15 protein-coding genes and 1 pseudogene are annotated in these 16,845 nt (G+C 63.5%); 12 read left to right on the top strand and 4 right to left on the bottom strand.

What is annotated here, in order from left to right; genetic code table 11:
- Nucleotides 1-109 precede the first annotated feature (109 nt).
- The 6 genes from purQ to Q4G20_RS03130 all read left to right on the top strand — a co-directional run bounded on the left by purQ (nucleotide 110) and on the right by Q4G20_RS03130 (nucleotide 9,177).
- The gene (gene purQ / locus Q4G20_RS03155; RefSeq protein ID WP_303341890.1) at nucleotides 110-778 is read left to right on the top strand and encodes a phosphoribosylformylglycinamidine synthase subunit PurQ; all 669 of its coding nucleotides are present in this window, start codon (nucleotides 110-112) and stop codon (nucleotides 776-778) included.
- Between the two features lie 95 nt (nucleotides 779-873).
- A complete protein-coding gene (locus Q4G20_RS03150; protein WP_303341907.1) occupies nucleotides 874-2,622 on the top strand; it encodes an ATP-binding protein in 1,749 nt (582 codons plus the stop codon).
- Between the two features lie 25 nt (nucleotides 2,623-2,647).
- A complete protein-coding gene (locus Q4G20_RS03145) occupies nucleotides 2,648-3,973 on the top strand; it encodes a sigma-54 dependent transcriptional regulator (RefSeq protein WP_303341889.1) in 1,326 nt (441 codons plus the stop codon).
- Between the two features lie 484 nt (nucleotides 3,974-4,457).
- Nucleotides 4,458-5,633, top strand: coding sequence for an O-succinylhomoserine sulfhydrylase (metZ, locus tag Q4G20_RS03140; protein WP_303341888.1), 1,176 nt, complete (start codon nucleotides 4,458-4,460; stop codon nucleotides 5,631-5,633).
- Nucleotides 5,634-5,696: 63 nt separating this feature from the next.
- Nucleotides 5,697-6,668: a GTP cyclohydrolase FolE2 gene (gene folE2 / locus Q4G20_RS03135; protein WP_303341886.1), complete on the top strand. Its 972-nt coding sequence runs from the start codon at nucleotides 5,697-5,699 to the stop codon at nucleotides 6,666-6,668.
- Nucleotides 6,669-6,834: 166 nt separating this feature from the next.
- Nucleotides 6,835-9,177, top strand: coding sequence for an ATP-dependent helicase (locus tag Q4G20_RS03130; RefSeq protein ID WP_303341885.1), 2,343 nt, complete (start codon nucleotides 6,835-6,837; stop codon nucleotides 9,175-9,177).
- On the opposite strand, the gene Q4G20_RS03125 is transcribed toward Q4G20_RS03130, so the two are convergent.
- A complete protein-coding gene (locus Q4G20_RS03125) occupies nucleotides 9,144-9,962 on the bottom strand; it encodes an EcsC family protein (protein WP_303341883.1) in 819 nt (272 codons plus the stop codon). The two genes, Q4G20_RS03130 and Q4G20_RS03125, sit on opposite strands and share 34 nt — an antisense overlap.
- 130 nt (nucleotides 9,963-10,092) lie before the next feature.
- Between Q4G20_RS03125 and Q4G20_RS03120 the strand changes: the two genes are divergently transcribed.
- Genes Q4G20_RS03120 through Q4G20_RS03105 form a run of 4 tightly spaced genes read left to right on the top strand, consistent with a single transcriptional unit; the run spans nucleotide 10,093 to nucleotide 13,334 of the window.
- On the top strand, nucleotides 10,093-10,374 hold the full coding sequence (locus Q4G20_RS03120; protein WP_303341882.1) for a hypothetical protein: 282 nt from the start codon (nucleotides 10,093-10,095) through the stop codon (nucleotides 10,372-10,374).
- A 9-nt stretch (nucleotides 10,375-10,383) separates the two neighbouring features.
- Nucleotides 10,384-10,956 carry a DUF1523 family protein gene (locus Q4G20_RS03115; RefSeq protein WP_303341881.1) on the top strand — a complete coding sequence of 191 codons (573 nt, stop codon included), beginning with the start codon at nucleotides 10,384-10,386 and terminating at the stop codon, nucleotides 10,954-10,956.
- Nucleotides 10,953-11,894 (top strand): deoxyribose-phosphate aldolase, encoded by a 942-nt coding sequence (gene deoC / locus Q4G20_RS03110; RefSeq protein WP_303341880.1) that lies wholly within the window; start codon nucleotides 10,953-10,955, stop codon nucleotides 11,892-11,894. The genes Q4G20_RS03115 and deoC overlap by 4 nt, the downstream gene beginning before the upstream one ends.
- 9 nt (nucleotides 11,895-11,903) lie before the next feature.
- Entirely contained in the window at nucleotides 11,904-13,334 is a 1,431-nt protein-coding gene (locus tag Q4G20_RS03105) for an aldehyde dehydrogenase family protein (RefSeq protein WP_303341877.1), read from the top strand.
- Between the two features lie 219 nt (nucleotides 13,335-13,553).
- Here Q4G20_RS03105 and queF read toward each other — a convergent pair whose 3' ends face one another.
- Nucleotides 13,554-14,015, bottom strand: coding sequence for a preQ(1) synthase (gene queF, locus Q4G20_RS03100; protein WP_303341876.1), 462 nt, complete (start codon nucleotides 14,013-14,015; stop codon nucleotides 13,554-13,556).
- 42 nt (nucleotides 14,016-14,057) lie between these two features.
- Nucleotides 14,058-15,053: a class I SAM-dependent methyltransferase gene (locus tag Q4G20_RS03095; protein WP_303341875.1), complete on the bottom strand. Its 996-nt coding sequence runs from the start codon at nucleotides 15,051-15,053 to the stop codon at nucleotides 14,058-14,060.
- Between the two features lie 92 nt (nucleotides 15,054-15,145).
- Here Q4G20_RS03095 and Q4G20_RS03090 point away from each other — a divergent pair, with 92 nt between their 5' ends.
- Nucleotides 15,146-15,544, top strand: coding sequence for a group III truncated hemoglobin (locus Q4G20_RS03090; RefSeq protein WP_303341873.1), 399 nt, complete (start codon nucleotides 15,146-15,148; stop codon nucleotides 15,542-15,544).
- Here the strand turns inward: Q4G20_RS03090 and cobD are convergent.
- Entirely contained in the window at nucleotides 15,541-16,512 is a 972-nt protein-coding gene (gene cobD / locus Q4G20_RS03085) for a threonine-phosphate decarboxylase CobD (protein ID WP_303341872.1), read from the bottom strand. The two genes, Q4G20_RS03090 and cobD, sit on opposite strands and share 4 nt — an antisense overlap.
- 211 nt (nucleotides 16,513-16,723) lie before the next feature.
- Between cobD and Q4G20_RS03080 the strand changes: the two are divergent.
- A pseudogene (locus Q4G20_RS03080) lies at nucleotides 16,724-16,845 on the top strand (diacylglyceryl transferase); the annotation flags it as partial.

The following is a 16,845-nucleotide window of genomic DNA, read 5'->3' as shown; positions in this document are numbered from 1 at the left end:
GTTCGAGTCCCTCCGGGCCTACCACATTCGTTTCGCGCCACATCTCGGGGCTTTTCCTGCGCGCAGTGTTGCGGTATCACCCGTGCATTCCAGCGACAGGAGAACCGCCATGAAAGCCGCCGTCATCACCTTTCCGGGTTCGAATTGTGACCGCGATCTGGCGGTTGCGTTGACGCAGGCGGGCGCGACGGTTACGCGCATCTGGCACAAAGATACGACGCTGCCCGATGGCACCGATCTGGTCGCGGTGCCGGGCGGGTTTTCCTATGGCGATTATCTGCGTTGCGGCGCGATTGCGGCGCAGTCGCCGATTGCGGCGGCGCTGCGCGGCCATGCCGAACGCGGCGGTTTTGTCATCGGGATTTGCAACGGCTTTCAGGTGCTGACCGAATTGGGGCTGTTGCCGGGCGCGCTGATGCGCAACACCGGGCTGACCTTTCTGTGCAAACCGGCGGTGCTGCGGGTGGAGACCGCCGACAGCGCCTTTACCAGCGGTTACCGCGCGGGGCAGCACATCACCGTGCCGGTCGCCCATCACGACGGCAATTATCAGATCACCGCCGAGGGCTTGGCCGAATTGCGCGATCAGGACCGGATCGCGTTCACCTATGCGCCCGCGATTAACGGCTCGGTCGCGGATATTGCGGGCGTTTTGTCGGCCAATCGGCGGGTGCTGGGCATGATGCCGCATCCCGAACGCGCGGCGGACCCGGCACTGGGCGGCACCGATGGCGCGGCGCTGTTTCGCGGATTGGTGAACGGGCTGGCGACGGCCTGACTTGAGGCGGCGGCCCGCTGCCCCTAATATCGCGCTGTTGAACAGATCGAACGGGCCGGGGCTTGGCGCACGAAACCGACATTGACAGCATCGACATGCCGCGCCGGGGATTGGCAAATCCGTGGTGGCTGCGGTCGTCCATCCTGTTGATTTTTATGACCGCGCTTGTCACGATCTGGACGACAAATGCGTGGCTGACGGAACGGTTTTCGGACAATACCCGCGTGCGGTCGGAATTGCGGCTGGCGCTGTATACCGGCAACCTGATGTCGGAATTGCAGCGCAATTCGGTGGTGCCGCTGCTGTTGGCGCGCGATCCGGCGCTGATCGGGGCGCTGCAAAGCAACGATTTTTCCATCACCTCGGCCCGGTTGATCGCCGCGCAAAAGGACATCGGCGCGGCCTCGATCCGTCTGTTGGATTCGACGGGGCGCGTGGTGGGATCAACCGACCGGTTCCAGATCGGCGCGAATAGGGGCGCGTCGCCTTACTATGTGGACGCGCTGCGGTCGCGCGACACCGTGTTCACCGTGTCCGAACAGCAATCGGGCGCGTTTGATTTCACCTATTCCCGCGCGGTTGTGGCCGATGGACGGACGCTGGGCGTGATCGTGGTGGGGGCCGAACTGACGCGGCTGGAACGGTCATGGGCCGGGATTTCGGACGCCGTCGCGGTGCTGGACAGCGAAGGGCAGATCATCCTGTCCACCGAACCCCGCTGGCGCGGCCTGACGATGGATCAGGCCTTGGCCGTGCGGTCGGCCCCGTCGGCCATTCAGCGCGCGTTTCAGGTCACGGCGGACTGGGCCAGCCACCCGATTGATGCCTATGTGCAGGGCCGCCCCGTGATGCAGGCCGAAACGCGGGTGCCGTTCCGAGGCTGGCGCATGGTCAGCTTTACCGCCTATGCGTCGGTGCGCGATCAGGTGAACACGGTTCTGGCGCTGCAAATCATGGGCTTTGCGATTTTGCTGGCGGGGACGTTCTACCTGCTGTCGCGCCGGTCGCGGCAGCAATCGCAGGCCTATATGCGGGAATCGGCGGATTTGCGGGCGTTGAATGCGCGGCTGACGCGCGAAATTGCCGAACGCGAACGGGTGCAGAAAGAACTGCGCGTTGCCGAACAAACGATGCAGCAATCCAGCAAATTGGCGGCCTTGGGGGAAATGTCGGCGGGGGTCAGTCACGAACTGAACCAGCCTCTGGCCGCGATGAAAACCTATCTGGCGGGGGCGCGGCTTTTGTTGCAGCGCAACCGCCCCGAAGAGGCCCTGTCCAGTTTTCAGCGCATCGACGATCTGATCGACCGGATGGGCGCGATCACGCGGCAATTGAAATCCTATGCCCGCAAGGGGGGCGAGGCGGTCGAACCCGTCGATCTGCGCGCGGCGCTCAGTGCTGCGTTAACCATGATGGAACCGCAATTGCGCACTCGCCCCGTGCGCATCATCCGCAACGTGCCGCGCGACCGGGTGATGGTCGAGGCCGACCGCATCCGGCTGGAACAGGTGTTTATCAACCTGCTGCGCAATGCCATGGATGCGGTAAAGGGGGATCGGGACGGACGCATTGAAATTACGCTGGAAACCGGGTCACATGCGCGGGTTATGGTGCGCGATAACGGGCCGGGGGTGTCGGATTTGGAAAAGCTGTTCGAACCGTTCTGGACCACCAAAAAACCCGGCGAAGGCACCGGGCTGGGGCTGGCGATTTCGTCAACGATTGTTGCCGATTTCGGCGGGCGTCTGACGGCCCATAACGAATCCGATGGCGGCGCGGTGTTCACCGTTGAATTGCCGCTGTATCGTCCCGGGCAGGCGCGGCAGCCGATGGCCGCCGAATGATCGGGAACAACGAAAGGAGGGCGAAATGCCCCGCAAATTAAAAATCGCAATCGTTGATGATGAACCCGATATGCGGGAATCCATCAGCCAGTGGCTGGTGTTGTCGGGCTTTGAAACCGAAACCTTTGCCAGTGCCGAAGACGCGCTGAAGGTGATTGGCCCCGACTGGCCGGGCGTTGTTGTCAGCGATATTCGGATGCCGGGCATGGACGGCATGGCGTTTCTGAAACGCCTGATGGGGCTGGATTCGGGGCTGCCGGTCATTCTGATCACCGGCCACGGCGACGTTCCCATGGCGGTCGAGGCGATGCGTCTGGGCGCCATGGATTTCATGGAAAAACCCTTTGACCCCGACCGCATGACGGCGCTTGCCAAAAAGGCCACGCAGGCGCGGCGCATGACGCTGGACAACCGCGCGCTGCGGCGTGACCTGTCCGAAGGGCAACAGGTGATGTCGAAACTGATCGGGTCCAGCCCGGTGATGGATCGCCTGCGCGAAGATATTCTGGATTTGGGGCAGGCCGATGGTCACGTCCTGATCGACGGCGAAACCGGGACCGGCAAAACGCTGGTGGCGCATGCGCTGCACGCGGTTGGGCCGCGCGCGGGGCGCAAATTCGTGCCGGTGTCCTGCGCTGCCTATAATGACGAATCGCTGACCGCCCGCCTGTTCGGCCCGATCGAGGATGGCCTGCCCGCCGTCGAAGAGGCGCGCGGCGGCACCCTGTGCCTTGAGGATATCGAGGCGCTCTCTGATCCGTTGCAGGCGCGGCTGTTGGCCTTTATCAGCGATCAGGGGGTGCCTGCCGAAACGCGCATCATCGCCATTTCAAACGCCCGTGGCGAAGGTCGCCGGGCCGAGGATTCCCTGCGTCCCGACCTGTTTTATCGCCTGTCGGCGCTGAAAATCACCCTGCCGCCGCTGCGGGCGCGGGGCGAAGATATTCTGGCGCTGTTCAACCGCATGATCGACCAATTCGCGGATGAATATGGCTGCGAACCCCCTCAGGTCAGCGCGCAAGAGGCCGCGCAGCTGTTGCAGGCGCCTTGGCCCGGCAATATCCGCCAATTGGTGAATGTGGCCGAACGCGCCGTGCTGCAAAACCGGCGCGGATCGGGCAGCATCGCATCGCTGCTGATGGCGGATGGCGACGACAATCAGGAAGCGACCACCACCGAAGGCAAGCCGCTGAAAGAATATGTCGAAAGCTTTGAAAAAATGCTGATCGACAACACCATGCGCCGCCACAAGGGCAGCATCAGCGCCGTGATGGAGGAATTATGCCTGCCGCGCCGGACGCTGAACGAAAAAATGGCGAAATACGGTCTGCAACGCGGGGACTATCTGTAACCGCGCGGCGGGTCGCTAAATTCAACCTTAACGCGAATAAGACTTGCGCCGTTATTATTTTAATGTATGACAAAATAAGCCGAGGGCGGAATGCCGCCCCCGGCCTTTGTCAGTCCATTGATTGCCGCTTTGCCTGTCTGGTCACAGCTTTTGCGGTTCCGATGGTGACGCTAAGACGTCGCACTTGTGAAACGCCGGGCGGTTGCATTCCCGGCAGGTGTAAAAACGGTCTTAATAGGGCAGGCCGGTTGCAAAAAACATGGTTAAAAAGAACACCGTTTAATCTGTTTTTTGGCTGGCTGATGCCCTGCGTCTGAATTGGCATCCCGTTTGGGATGGCCGAAATTTAGTCAAATGACGACATAATTCTATCTGTCTATTTGGTCAGGACAGATAAAATTTTCCACAGGCCGGGGATGAATTGCGGCCTTGCGTCGGCTGGGCGTCGGGCTTAACCCATCTGGCAGGAACCAAGGGAACGCCCATGTCTGAAAAACCGCTTCACCCCCGCACCCGCGCCGTTCACCACGGCAGCCGCCGCAGCCAATATGGCGAAATGGCCGAGGCGATTTTTCTGACGCAGGGTTTTGTCTATGACAGCCCCGAATCCGCCGAGGCGCGCTTTGTCGAAACCGGGCCGGATGAATTCATCTATGCCCGCTACGGCAACCCGACCAGCCGCATGTTCGAAGATCGCATCGCCGCATTGGAAGGGACCGAAGACGCCTTCGCCACGGCCAGCGGCATGGCGGCGGTGAACGGCGCGCTGTTTTCCATGTGCGCGCCGGGCGATCATGTGGTGGCGGCGCGGGCGTTGTTTGGGTCGTGCCTCTATGTGCTGGATTTGCTGGCGAAATTCGGGGTCAAGGTCAGCTATGTGGACGGCACCGATCTGGACCAGTGGCGCGCCGCCGTCACCCCCGGCACCCGTGCGGTGTTTTTCGAATCGGTGTCCAATCCGGGGCTTGAGGTCGTCGATCTGGCCGGCGTGGCCGAGATCGCCCATGCGGCGGGGGCCTTGGTCGTGGTGGATAACGTGTTCGCCACGCCGGTCTTTTCGCGCGCGGCTGAGCTGGGCGCGGATGTGGTTGTCTATTCCGCGACCAAACATATTGACGGCGGCGGGCGCGCCTTGGCCGGGGTGATCTGCGGCACGCGCGACTTTATCCGCGGCACGGTCGAACCCTATCTGAAGCATACCGGCGGCGCGATCAGCCCGTTTCATTCCTGGATCATGCTGAACGGGTTGCAGACGATGGACCTGCGCGTCCGGGCGCAGGCCGATGCGGCACTGGCGATTGCCCGCGCCTTGCAGGGCAACCCGAATCTGTCGCGCGTGATCTATCCGGGGCTGGCCGACCATCCGCAGCACGATCTGACCATGGCGCAAATGGGGTCGGGCGGCACGATGATTGCCGTTGAACTGACGGGCGGCAAAGACGCGGCCTTTGCGGCGATGAACCGGCTGACTATTTTCAAGATTTCCAACAATCTGGGCGATGCGAAATCCATCGTTACGCATCCCGCCACGACAACGCATCAGCGCCTGTCGGACGACGACAAAGCGTATCTGGGCATCACGCCGGGGCTGTTGCGGTTGTCGATTGGGTTGGAACATGCCGGGGATCTGATCGCCGATCTGGAACAGGCTTTCGCCTGAACCGGGTCTGGCAATCGCGCCGCGCCGCCCTATATCGGGGACACGCAACCCCATGAGGGACCGATGACCGACAGCCGCCCCCTGACGCCGCCCGCCTATCCGGCCCTGGCGCGTGATTATGACGCCGATTTTCGCGTGGATGCGGCCTATAAGGCCGGTCTGCCGGATTTGCAGAACGGCCCGGCCAGCCTGATCGTGGGCGCTCGGGCGCCGATTCAGCATGTGGGCATTTCCAATTTTCGCCTGCCGATCCGCTATGAAACGCGGGATGGGGGCGAAATTGTGCTGGAAACCAGCGTGACCGGCACGGTCAGCCTGCTGGCCGACCGCAAAGGCATCAACATGTCCCGCATCATGCGGTCATTCTATGCCCATTCGGAAAATTTGTTCAGTCTGAAGGTGTTAGAGGCCGCGTTACAGGATTACCGCACCGATCTGGACGCCATGGATGCGCGGATTCAGATGCGGTTGTCCTATCCTCTGCGTGTGGATTCGCTGCGGTCCGGGCTGGCGGGGTGGCAATATTACGACATCGCGCAAGAGGTGGTGGACAATCAGGGCCAACGTCTGCGGATCCTGCATGTGGATTATGTCTATTCGTCCACCTGCCCCTGTTCGCTGGAGCTGTCCGAACATGCCCGTCAGGCGCGGGGGCGTCTGGCGACGCCCCATTCGCAGCGGTCGGTTGCGCGGCTGTCGATGGTCATGAACGGCCCCGACAAACTGTGGTTCGAAGATGTGATCGACCTGTGCCGCCGCGCCGTTCCGACGGAAACGCAGGTGATGGTGAAGCGCGAGGACGAACAGGCTTTCGCCGAACTGAACGCCGCCAACCCGATCTTTGTCGAGGACGCGGTGCGTGCCTTTGCCCAAGTCTTGCTGGACGATCCGCGCATCGGTGATTTCCGCGTCGTGGCCAGCCATCAGGAATCGCTGCATTCCCATGATGCCGTCAGCGTGCTGACCAGCGGGCCGGTCTTTGCATCAGAAAGCCTTGATCCGTCGGTCTTTACGTCGCTGTTGCATCGGGGGTGATTGCGTCCCGCGACCGCCGGGGGGCCAGCCCCCCGGACCCCCCGGGATATTTGGGCCAAGATGAAAGGGTGGGGGCCTGCGGCGCCGTTCGGGATATTTCCGCATGGGTGAGAACATAGGGCGAACTTAGGCTTTCGCCGTTCTGCGGGGGCGCGTATGGTGGGGCATGGATGTGATTGATGATTCGGATGATCGGGTGCCGCTGTCCCGTCGCGCTATGGCGGCGCGGCCTGCGCCCTATTTGGATGGGCTGAACCCGGCGCAGTTGGCGGCGGTGCAGGCGTTAGACGGGCCGGTGTTGATGCTGGCGGGGGCGGGGACCGGCAAAACGCGGGCGCTGACCACGCGCATCGCGCATCTGTTGGTGCAGGGGCGGGCGCGGCCTGGTCAGGTTCTGGCCGTGACCTTTACCAACAAAGCCGCGCGCGAGATGAAAGACCGCATCGGTCGCCTGCTGGGCGAGGCGGTCGAAGGGATGCCGTGGCTTGGCACCTTTCACAGCATTTGCGTTAAGATTTTGCGCCGCCATGCCGAATTGATCGGTAAGGACGGCCTGCATCTGAAGCCCAGCTTTACCATTCTGGACACCGACGATCAGATCCGGTTGCTGAAGCAGTTGATTTCCGCCGAAAATATCGACGAAAAACGCTGGCCGGCGCGGTTGCTGGCGGGGCTGATTGATGGCTGGAAAAACCGCTGTCTGACGCCTGCGAACCTGCCTCGGGGGGAGGGGGGCGAATTTGATGGCCGCGCGGGGAAACTGTATGCGGCCTATCAGGATCGGTTGCTGACGCTGAACGCGGTCGATTTTGGCGATCTGTTGATGCATTGCGTCACGCTGTTTCAGGCGCATCCCGATGTGCTGCGCGGCTGGCAGGACCGGTTCCGATATATTCTGGTGGATGAATATCAGGACACCAATATCGCGCAATATATGTGGCTGCGTCTGTTGGCGCAGGGGCATCGCAATATCTGCTGCGTGGGGGATGACGATCAGTCGATCTATGGCTGGCGCGGGGCCGAGGTGGGCAACATCCTGCGGTTTGAACAGGATTTTCCGGGCGCGCAGGTCATTCGGCTGGAACAGAATTACCGATCGACGCCGGAAATTTTGGGCGCGGCGTCGGGGCTGATCGCGGCCAATTCCGGGCGGCTGGGCAAGACGCTGTGGACCGATGCGCCATCGGGGGAAAAAATCCGCCTGATCGGCCATTGGGACAGCGAGGCCGAAGCCCGCTGGATCGGTGAAGAAATCGAGGCGTTTCACGGCGGACATCGCGCCGCGATGGGGCAGGTCAGCCTGAACGACATCGCCATTCTGGTGCGGGCCAGCCATCAGATGCGGGCGTTTGAGGATCGGTTTATGACCATCGGCCTGCCCTATCGCGTCATCGGCGGGCCGCGTTTTTATGAACGTCAGGAAATCCGCGATGCCATGGCCTATTTCCGGCTGGCGGTCAGCCCGGATGATGATCTGGCCTTTGAACGGATCGTTAATACTCCGAAACGGGGTCTGGGCGATAAGGCGGTTCAGAAAATCCAGACGCAGGCGCGCGATAACGGCGTCAATCTGTTGGAAGGCGCGCGTCTGGCCGTGGCGGATGGGCATATCGGCGGCAAAGGCGGCGCCAATCTGCGCGATTTCGTTGGCCTGATGGGGCGCGCGCATCTGACCGCGACCGATGCCGGGGCCAGCCATATTGAATTGGCGGAACGGTTGCTGGACGAATCCGGCTATACCGCGATGTGGCAGAACGACAAATCCCCCGACGCGCCGGGGCGGCTGGACAACCTGAAGGAACTGGTCAAGGCACTGGAAGAATTCGACAATCTGCAAGGGTTTCTGGAACATGTCGCCTTGGTCATGGATCGCGACGATGGCGATGCGGGGGAACAGGTCAGTATCATGACGCTGCACGCGGCCAAGGGGCTGGAATTTCCGGTCGTGTTCCTGCCCGGATGGGAAGATGGGCTGTTCCCCAATCAACGCGCCATGGACGAAAGCGGTCAAAAAGGGGTCGAGGAAGAACGCCGTCTGGCCTATGTCGGGATCACGCGCGCCGAACGGCTGGCCAATATCAGCTTTGCCGGGAACCGCCGGATGTATGGGCAATGGCAATCGTCGATGCCGTCGCGTTTCGTCGATGAATTGCCCGATGAGTATATCGAGGTTCTGACCCCGCCCGGTCTCTATGGTGGCGGTTACGGCGCGGCCATGGCCGGGGCAGGGGTGGCGATGCATAACCGCGCGGCGGGGGCGGATGTGTATAACTCGCCCGGTTGGAAGCGGATGCAGGCGCGGGCCAGCGAACGCCGCGCGCCGGTCACGATTGACGCGAAGCCGGTGGCGCGCTTTGCCGTGGGCGACGTGGTGGTTCACGCAAAATTCGGGCAGGGGCAGGTGATGGGCGTGGTGCAGGACACCCTGACCATCCAATTCGACGCCGGGTTCAAAAACGTCAAATCATCCTATGTTCAGCCGGTGGGCGCGGATGATGTGCCGTTCTGACGCCGCAGCCGGGGCCGCGTTTGCGCGCGGTGCAGCGCCTGCGCGTAATCGGCGTTGATGTCGCGGTCGGGGTGATCGGCGGCCAGCCGCAGCAGGCGGAAATGAATATCGGCCACCTTTTCGTAATAACCCGCAAAGGCCAGATTGATCGCCGCCCCCGTCACCGCACCCAGCACGGGAACCGCCTGCGCGCCCAGTTTCGTGGTTAACCGCGCGGCAAATCCGGCAGCGACTCGGGCGATCAGCGCCGAAACCGTCTGGCCATTCGTCAACAGCCGGTTCGCAATAAAGGACGTGGCCGCGGCATCGCCCGCCGGTCCGGGTTCGCCAAACTGAAACACCGCCAGCGATTCCATCCGCACCTGTGGATCGGTGCTGTCAAAGCCATGTTTGCGCGCGATTTTCTGGATGCTGTTAAACATCACCGTGGTGGACGCGATCAGGTCCGGCCCGACGCCCGCCAGCCCAAACCATCCCCCGGCGGCTCCGCTGGCGATAACGGCGGCGCGGTTTGCCACCAGCGGCGCATCCCGCAGCGGGCGGATGCCGTCCGCGCGGCCTGACAGGTCATAAAGCTGTTGAAACGCGCTTTCCAAGGCGCGTTCAAAAGCCACAGGCGACATGCCCAAAATGGTGCTGGCCGCGCCTTCGGTCAGTTGGCCCACGGCCTCGACCCCGCGCATCAGGGGGCCGCGCAGGCGCAACTGGCGCGCGGCCAGCCGGTCCAGTTCCGCGCGCAGCGGATCATCTGGCAGGGTCGTGCGGGCAAGGCGGGGCAGCTTCATTACGGGTCATCCATTCCAAACAACCCCGATGATGTGGGGACCGCGCGGGCTTGCGTCAACCGTGACGCCACGCGCTGTCTGGTGGCGAAGGCGGCGCCGTGGTAAAGGGCCACAAAGGAAAGGAAACCCTGTGGCGGCGCTGATACGGCTGTTTTTGTTCATGTTCGTGGTGCAGGCGCTGTTTTTCGTCCTGCTGCGGATTTATGTCCGGTCGCTGCGGACCGAACGGCTGGAACACCGCTGGGACCGGAAACATCCCGATCAGGCGGGCGACAGCCCCGCGCGGCGGGCCTTCATCGCGCGGTCGATGCAGGGGTTCGAACGCAGCCTGAAGGCGCGGCTGACCTGGCTGGTTTTCGTGCTGCCCACAGTGGCGATGCTGGGCATCATCTATTGGATCAATTGGCGCTAAGGGGGCCACATGCTGCGTTATGCAAAACTTGTGATCGGGGTTCTGTTCGGCGTGTTTATCTTTGCGCTGCTGGATTACGCGCTGCCGTCGAAAAAGACGGTGCGGATCAGCGATACCTATAACCGGTTAACCACGGTCACGACGTCGAACGCGATGTTCTGGGCGTCCACGGGCGGCGGCACGGCGCAGACGCCGGCGGGGCAACGCGATGTGTTTTTCATCGACACGGTGCGCCCGAATGGCCGCGTCTTTGTGTATCGCAACGAAGATACCGGCTGGGTCTGGCCGCCTTATTTCAAATACAACAGTTCCAACCTGCATGCCGAGGCAACGACCCTGAAATCCACCCCGTCTGAGCCGATTTGGGTCAGCGTGACGGCCTATGGCTGGCGGATGCCGTGGCTGTCCACCTATCCCAATGCGGTGTCGATCAGCGTGGTGTCCGGGCCGGATGATCGCCCGACGAATTGGGGCGCGCTGATTGTCTGCGGTGTGATGCTGATGCTGCTGGCGCTGATCTGGCGGATGTGGGCGCAGTTTCGCGAACGTGCGGCGGTGCGGCTGAACCGGTGGCGGTCATGACGCGCAATCCCGGCACTGACCTGAATCTGGACATGCTGGCGGCGGTGCGGATCAACACACCCGCCGTCGAACGCCGCGCGGCGCAATTGCCCGGCTCGCGCCCCCTGACCGGCGATCATCAGGTGGCGTGGCTGCTGAACGCGGTGCGCTGCATCGACCTGACGACGCTGGCGGGCGATGACACGCCCGACCGCGTGGCCCGTCTGTGTGCCAAGGCGCGCAACCCGATTGCGCCCGAATATCTGAACCACTGGGGCGTCACCGGCCTGACCACGGCGGCGGTGTGTGTGTATCCGACGATGGTTGCGCCTGCCTGCGCGGCTCTGGACGGCAGCGGTATTCCTGTGGCCAGCGTCGCCACCGGATTTCCCGCCGGTCTGATGCCGCTGAACCTGCGGCTGGCGGAAATCCGTTATGCGGTCGAACAGGGCGCGGCCGAAATCGACATTGTGATCACACGCGCCCATGTTCTGCGCGGGGAATGGGCGGCGCTGTATGACGAAATCCGCGCGATGCGGGACGCCTGCGGGGATGCGCGGCTCAAGGCGATTTTGGCGACGGGCGATCTGAAATCGCTGGAAAACGTCGCCCGCGCCAGCCACATCGCCATGCAGGCCGGGGCCGATTGGATCAAGACTTCGACCGGGAAAGAGGGTGTGAACGCCACCCTGCCGGTGTCGCTGGTCATGTGCCGCGCGATCCGTGATTACCACGCGCAGACGGGCCACCGGGTTGGGTTCAAACCCGCAGGCGGGTTGCGCAGCGCCACGGATGCGCTGAATTGGCAAATGCTGATGGAACAGGAACTGGGCCGCGACTGGCTGGCCCCCGGCCTGTTCCGCATCGGAGCCAGCTCGCTCTTGGGCAGTCTGGAACGCCAGATCGGCCAGATCGCGACAGGCCGCCCCATTCCCGCACACCACCTGTCCATCGCGTAAGAGGATACGATGACCCCGATGACTGACCTGATGGACAACCTGCCCTATGCCCCGGATGACGCGCAGCCCATGGCGGTCGCGGACCCCGCCAATGACGCGCGCGCGGTTCAGGCCGCGCGGGACGCGGTCGCCGCATGGTCGGCCTTGCCTGCGACGGAGCGCGCGCGGCATCTGCTGGCGCTGTCGGACGCGGTGACGGCGGGCGCGGATCATCTGACGGCGGCCCTGCGTCAGGACACCGGCGCAGCGTCGCCGCAGGCACGCGCCAAAGCCGCCGCAATCGCTCGGGCGCTGTGCAATGCCGCCTGCTATCTTTGTGCGGATCATGGCGGGGATCACGGCGGCACGGTCGTGGCGTTGACCGACATCGCGGCGCGCCCGTCCGATGATCTGGCATGGCTGCTGGCCGCTCGGAATGTGGTTCTGCTCGACGGCGCTGCGGGGGTGGCCCTGACAAAAATGGCCCAACAGGCGGGCCTGCCGGGCAGAGTTCTGGGCGCAGTCGCCCATCACCCGCAGGATGCGGTCGCGCTGAACGCGGCGCCCCGGCGCGTGGTGGTGATGGCGGATGCGGATCTGGATGCGGTCGTGGACGGGCTGGCCGATCTGTGGACCATGGGCGCAGGCGCGCGGGTCTTTGCCGCCGAAGCGATTGCGGACCGTCTGGACCATCTCGCCCGCCGCCGGTCGGACCACGCCCCTGCGTCCCGTTGGCAAACCGGCGTGAACCCCGCCGATGCGGTATTCCGCAGCACGGAGCCGGTCACGACATTAACCACCTTCCGCACCCCGGATGAGGCCGTGCAACTGGCCAACAACGCCAGCCGCGCGCCCGTCGCGCTCTACAGCGAAACCATCACTTTGGCGCAGGATGTGGCACACCAGCTAAACGCCGATCTGGTCTGGATCAATGGCATTGACCTTGGCCCCGCCGCCGCGCCCGGTTTCCCTGTGATCACAGGCCCCGACGCGGCGGCCCACGCATGGACGGCCCTGCCGCCCAGTGAAAAATCGGCGCGACTGCTGCGTGTTCTGGCACGGCTGACCGACCACGCGCCGCAGCCTGACGAAGCCAGCATCACAGCCTGCCGCGACGCGGTCACATTGGCCCAAACCACCGGCGGCACGGTCGAAATCACCAACAGCGCCATCCGTCAGGTCACACACACCGCGCGCGGCACCGTCCGCGTCACCCCCGGCGATGATGCGTTGCGCCTGATCCTGACGGCCTTGGCATGGGGCCACCCGGTGATCGCCACGCTGCCCGACGGGCTGCGCGACGCCTTCGCCCCGCTGCCCGCCGGAGCCCTGACTCAGGATGACGGCACCAGCCATCCTGACGCGACATGGACCACCCACCCCCTGCGCGATGTGATCACAAAAACCGTCTGGACCCCCTTCGGCGCACTGCCCGGCACCGCCCCCGGCCCAGCCTACTGAGACCACACCCCGCGCTTTCATCTTGGCCCAAATATCCCGCGGGGCCCGGCGCTTGCGCCGGACGGGGCTTGGCTCCAGCCACCACACGGCAGGCGTTGCGCCGTCCTGTTATCCTATGTCCCACGCACGGCATCAGTCGCAACCGCGTCTATCTTCTGTGCATAAATATCCTCGGGGGGTCCGGGGGGCGAAGCGCCCCCGGCGCTCGCGGGACGCAAATTATCCCCGCCCGCGATAGCCCGGCACCCCCTGATCGGGCAGCCACACCCCGGCCAGAGGCGCGCCCGTCTGCCAGAACACATCAATCGGCATCCCGCCGCGCGGATACCAATACCCACCGATGCGCAGCCATTTCGGCGCCATCAGATCGACCAGACGTTTGCCAATGCCGACGGTGCAATCTTCGTGAAAGGCGCCATGATTGCGGAAACTGCCCAGAAACAGCTTCAGCGATTTGGATTCGACCAGCCAATCGCCGGGGACGTAATCAATCACCAGATGCGCGAAATCGGGCTGGCCCGTGATGGGACACAGGCTGGTAAATTCGGGCTGCGTAAAGCGCACGACGTAATCGGTGCCGGCCTGCGGGTTCGGCACCCGCTCCAGCACGGCGCTGTCGGGGTCTTGCGGCAGGTCGGTTTTCGCACCTAACTGAGTCAGTGCGTCGGTATAGTGGGTCATCAATGGCTCCTGTTTTGACCGGGTGGGCTGCGACCGGATGGGTTAGACGGGCTTCAGCACGATGATGTCCTGAAACCCCAAGACGCCGCCGGGGATGTGGTCGGCGATGGTGAAATGGGGCGCGACATGGCGCGCGGTCCAGTCGGCGGTTTGAAACGTGGCGCGGTAATATCCCGGCGGGGCGATGCCGTCCATGGTCGGATCCGGGCGATCATCCAGAATGCCGTGGGCGGTCAGGTCATCCTGAAACCCATGGCGGCGCGCGGCGGTCGGGCCGTGGATGGTCAGAACCGCGATGCCGTCATCGGTTATCTGCTGCCGCAGCGCCGCGAACCACTGCGCCTGAACCGCGCGCGTCAGATGCGTTAACACGGAAAACCCCAAGACCAGCGGGAATTGCGGCAGACCCGGCGGCAATGGCGGGTGCGGGTCCACGGCAAAGAACTGACCGCTCAGATGGTCGCGGCACCACGCAATCGCCTGCGCGTCGATGTCGCATCCCCAATAGTCCAGCTCGGGCCAGACCCGCGTGATTGTGGGCTGCATCCGCCCGCTGCCGCAGCCCCAATCCAGCACCGGCCCGGTCAAGGGTGCGCCGTGATCCTGCGCCACGGTCAACAGGTCAAAGCTGCTGACCAGCCCCGACAGGATAAACTCATCCCCCTGAACCGTGTGGGCCACGCGATACATCTGGTCGGTGGGCGGAGCGGGCGGCATGTCGGCCACCATATCACGCAGCGCGTCCAGCATGTGATTGCGGTCAGCCTTGCCGTCGATCAGCGCCGCCAGTTGATCCAGCCTTCCCCATGGACGGTATGCGCAGGTCTGGCAGGGCGCAGACAGCCGCCCGCGGCGCAACCCGTTCCGCATCTGGGCCAGATAGGCGCCGATATTATCCATCGTCTGCGCGCCCGTGTCGGGCATGTGCAGGGGGTAAGTGTCGAATTGACAGCAAGGCGCGGCCTCGACCCGATCCGGCCCGGCCGAGCGCACCGAAAAACTGCGCCAGGGCAGGTCACATAAACGGGTTTGGGTCATCGCACGCCTTTCGTTTGGCGCGTTGTAAGATGGGTTGGGCGGGGCGGCAACCGCCCCTTGCATCTGGTCGCGTCCGGTTCCATCTTGCCGTTATGATGCCGCCACGCTTTGACATTACCGCCGATCAGATCGACCGCGTTGTCGCGGTGTTCTATGCTGCGATCCGCCGGCACGAGGTTCTTGGCCCCGTCTTCAACCGCCATGTCCATGACTGGCCCGAACACGAAGCGAAAATCGCCGCCTTTTGGCGCAATGCGATTTTGTATGAACGCGGCTATGACGGGAATCCGATGCGCGTTCATATGGCCGCGGGCGATGTCCATGCCGACCATTTCGCGCCGTGGCTGGCGCTGTTTGACGAAACGCTGCGCCGGACGGTGCCGCCGGAACCGGCAGCGGCATGGTCGGCATTGGCGCATCGCATCGGTCAGGGCCTGCGTATGGGCGTCAGCGATCTGCGCGACACGCGCGGCGTGCCGAATCTGCGTTAGGCCGTCATCGCCGCAATCACCCGGTCCCATTCATCCGGCGACGGCACCCCCATGCGCAACCAGTGGTCGGAATAGGGGAAACGCCGTGTCCAGATTTGTGATGCGGCCAGCATCTCTTGCGCCGTGGTCGCGTTTGGGGTGTCATACAGCCGGAACAGATGCGTCCCGCCCACCACCTGCCAGCCGCGCGCCGTGGCCAATCGGTCCAGAAGCAGGGACGCCTCGGAATGATACAGAACCGTTTGGTCGCACCAGTCCAGATCGGCCATAGCGGCGGTGCCAAGCGCAATCGCCGGACCGCTGACGGCCCACGGCCCCGCCATGTCGTCCATCCGCGCCAACAGATCGGGCGCGCCCACGGCCCAGCCCAGCCGGACACCGGCCAGCCCCCAGAACTTGCCAAAGCTGCGCAGAACCGTGGCATTGTCCGGCAGGGTCGGGATCAGCGACAGATCGGGGCGGGGATCGGCAAAGCTTTCATCCACGATCAGATGCCCGACCTGCGCGGCCAGACCGGCCAGCCTATCGGGCGACCATTCGCGGCCATCGGGGTTGTTGGGGTTCACCACAACCGCCAGATCGGCCCCGCGCATCGCGTCCAGATCGGCGGCGGGCGTCACATCCCATCCCGCCGCGCGCAGGCTGGCGGCATGTTCGTTATAGCTGGGCGTCAGAACCGCCGCGCGCCCGGCTGGCAAGATACGGGGCAGCAACTGGATCGCGGCGGACGCCCCCGCAACCGCCAAAACCTGCGCCGGGTCACAGCGAAACCACGCCGCCGCAACCGCGTTCAGGCCCGCCAAGGCCGTTGCCGTGGGCAGCCTACGCCACACTGACGGCGGAAAATCGCGTATCGGCCAAGATGCGCGATTGATCCCGGTGGACAGGTCGATCCAACAGGTGTCGCCGAACTGTTCAATCGCCCGGTCAATATCGCCGCCGTGATCGCGTTGCGATGTTATCCCCATGTTTTTACCCCTTGGACCCTGCGCCTTACATCATATGGTATCCAGCGATGCCGCCAACACAATGCGTTAACGAAAATCCGCTTTACAGCCCGTTCAGAAACCACCACTTTATCTTGTAAGAACAGACGGCGCACAACGCCCGTTATTGAGGCAGAGCCAAGGTTTAGCGGCGCAAGATCGCAGGCCCGGTTCAACGGCAGGATGAAAAACCATGGCATTGGCCGATTTGATCATCGGGGGCGACGATATTCACCCCATAGATATTGTGGAATCCGTGGCGTCGCATCACGCTTGGGATTTCGACCGGATCACGGATGACCAGATCACGATGAC

This window comes from Paracoccus sp. (in: a-proteobacteria) (assembly GCF_030538495.1).
Lineage (GTDB): Bacteria > Pseudomonadota > Alphaproteobacteria > Rhodobacterales > Rhodobacteraceae > Paracoccus.
This window is presented reverse-complemented; position numbering and strand designations above follow the sequence as displayed.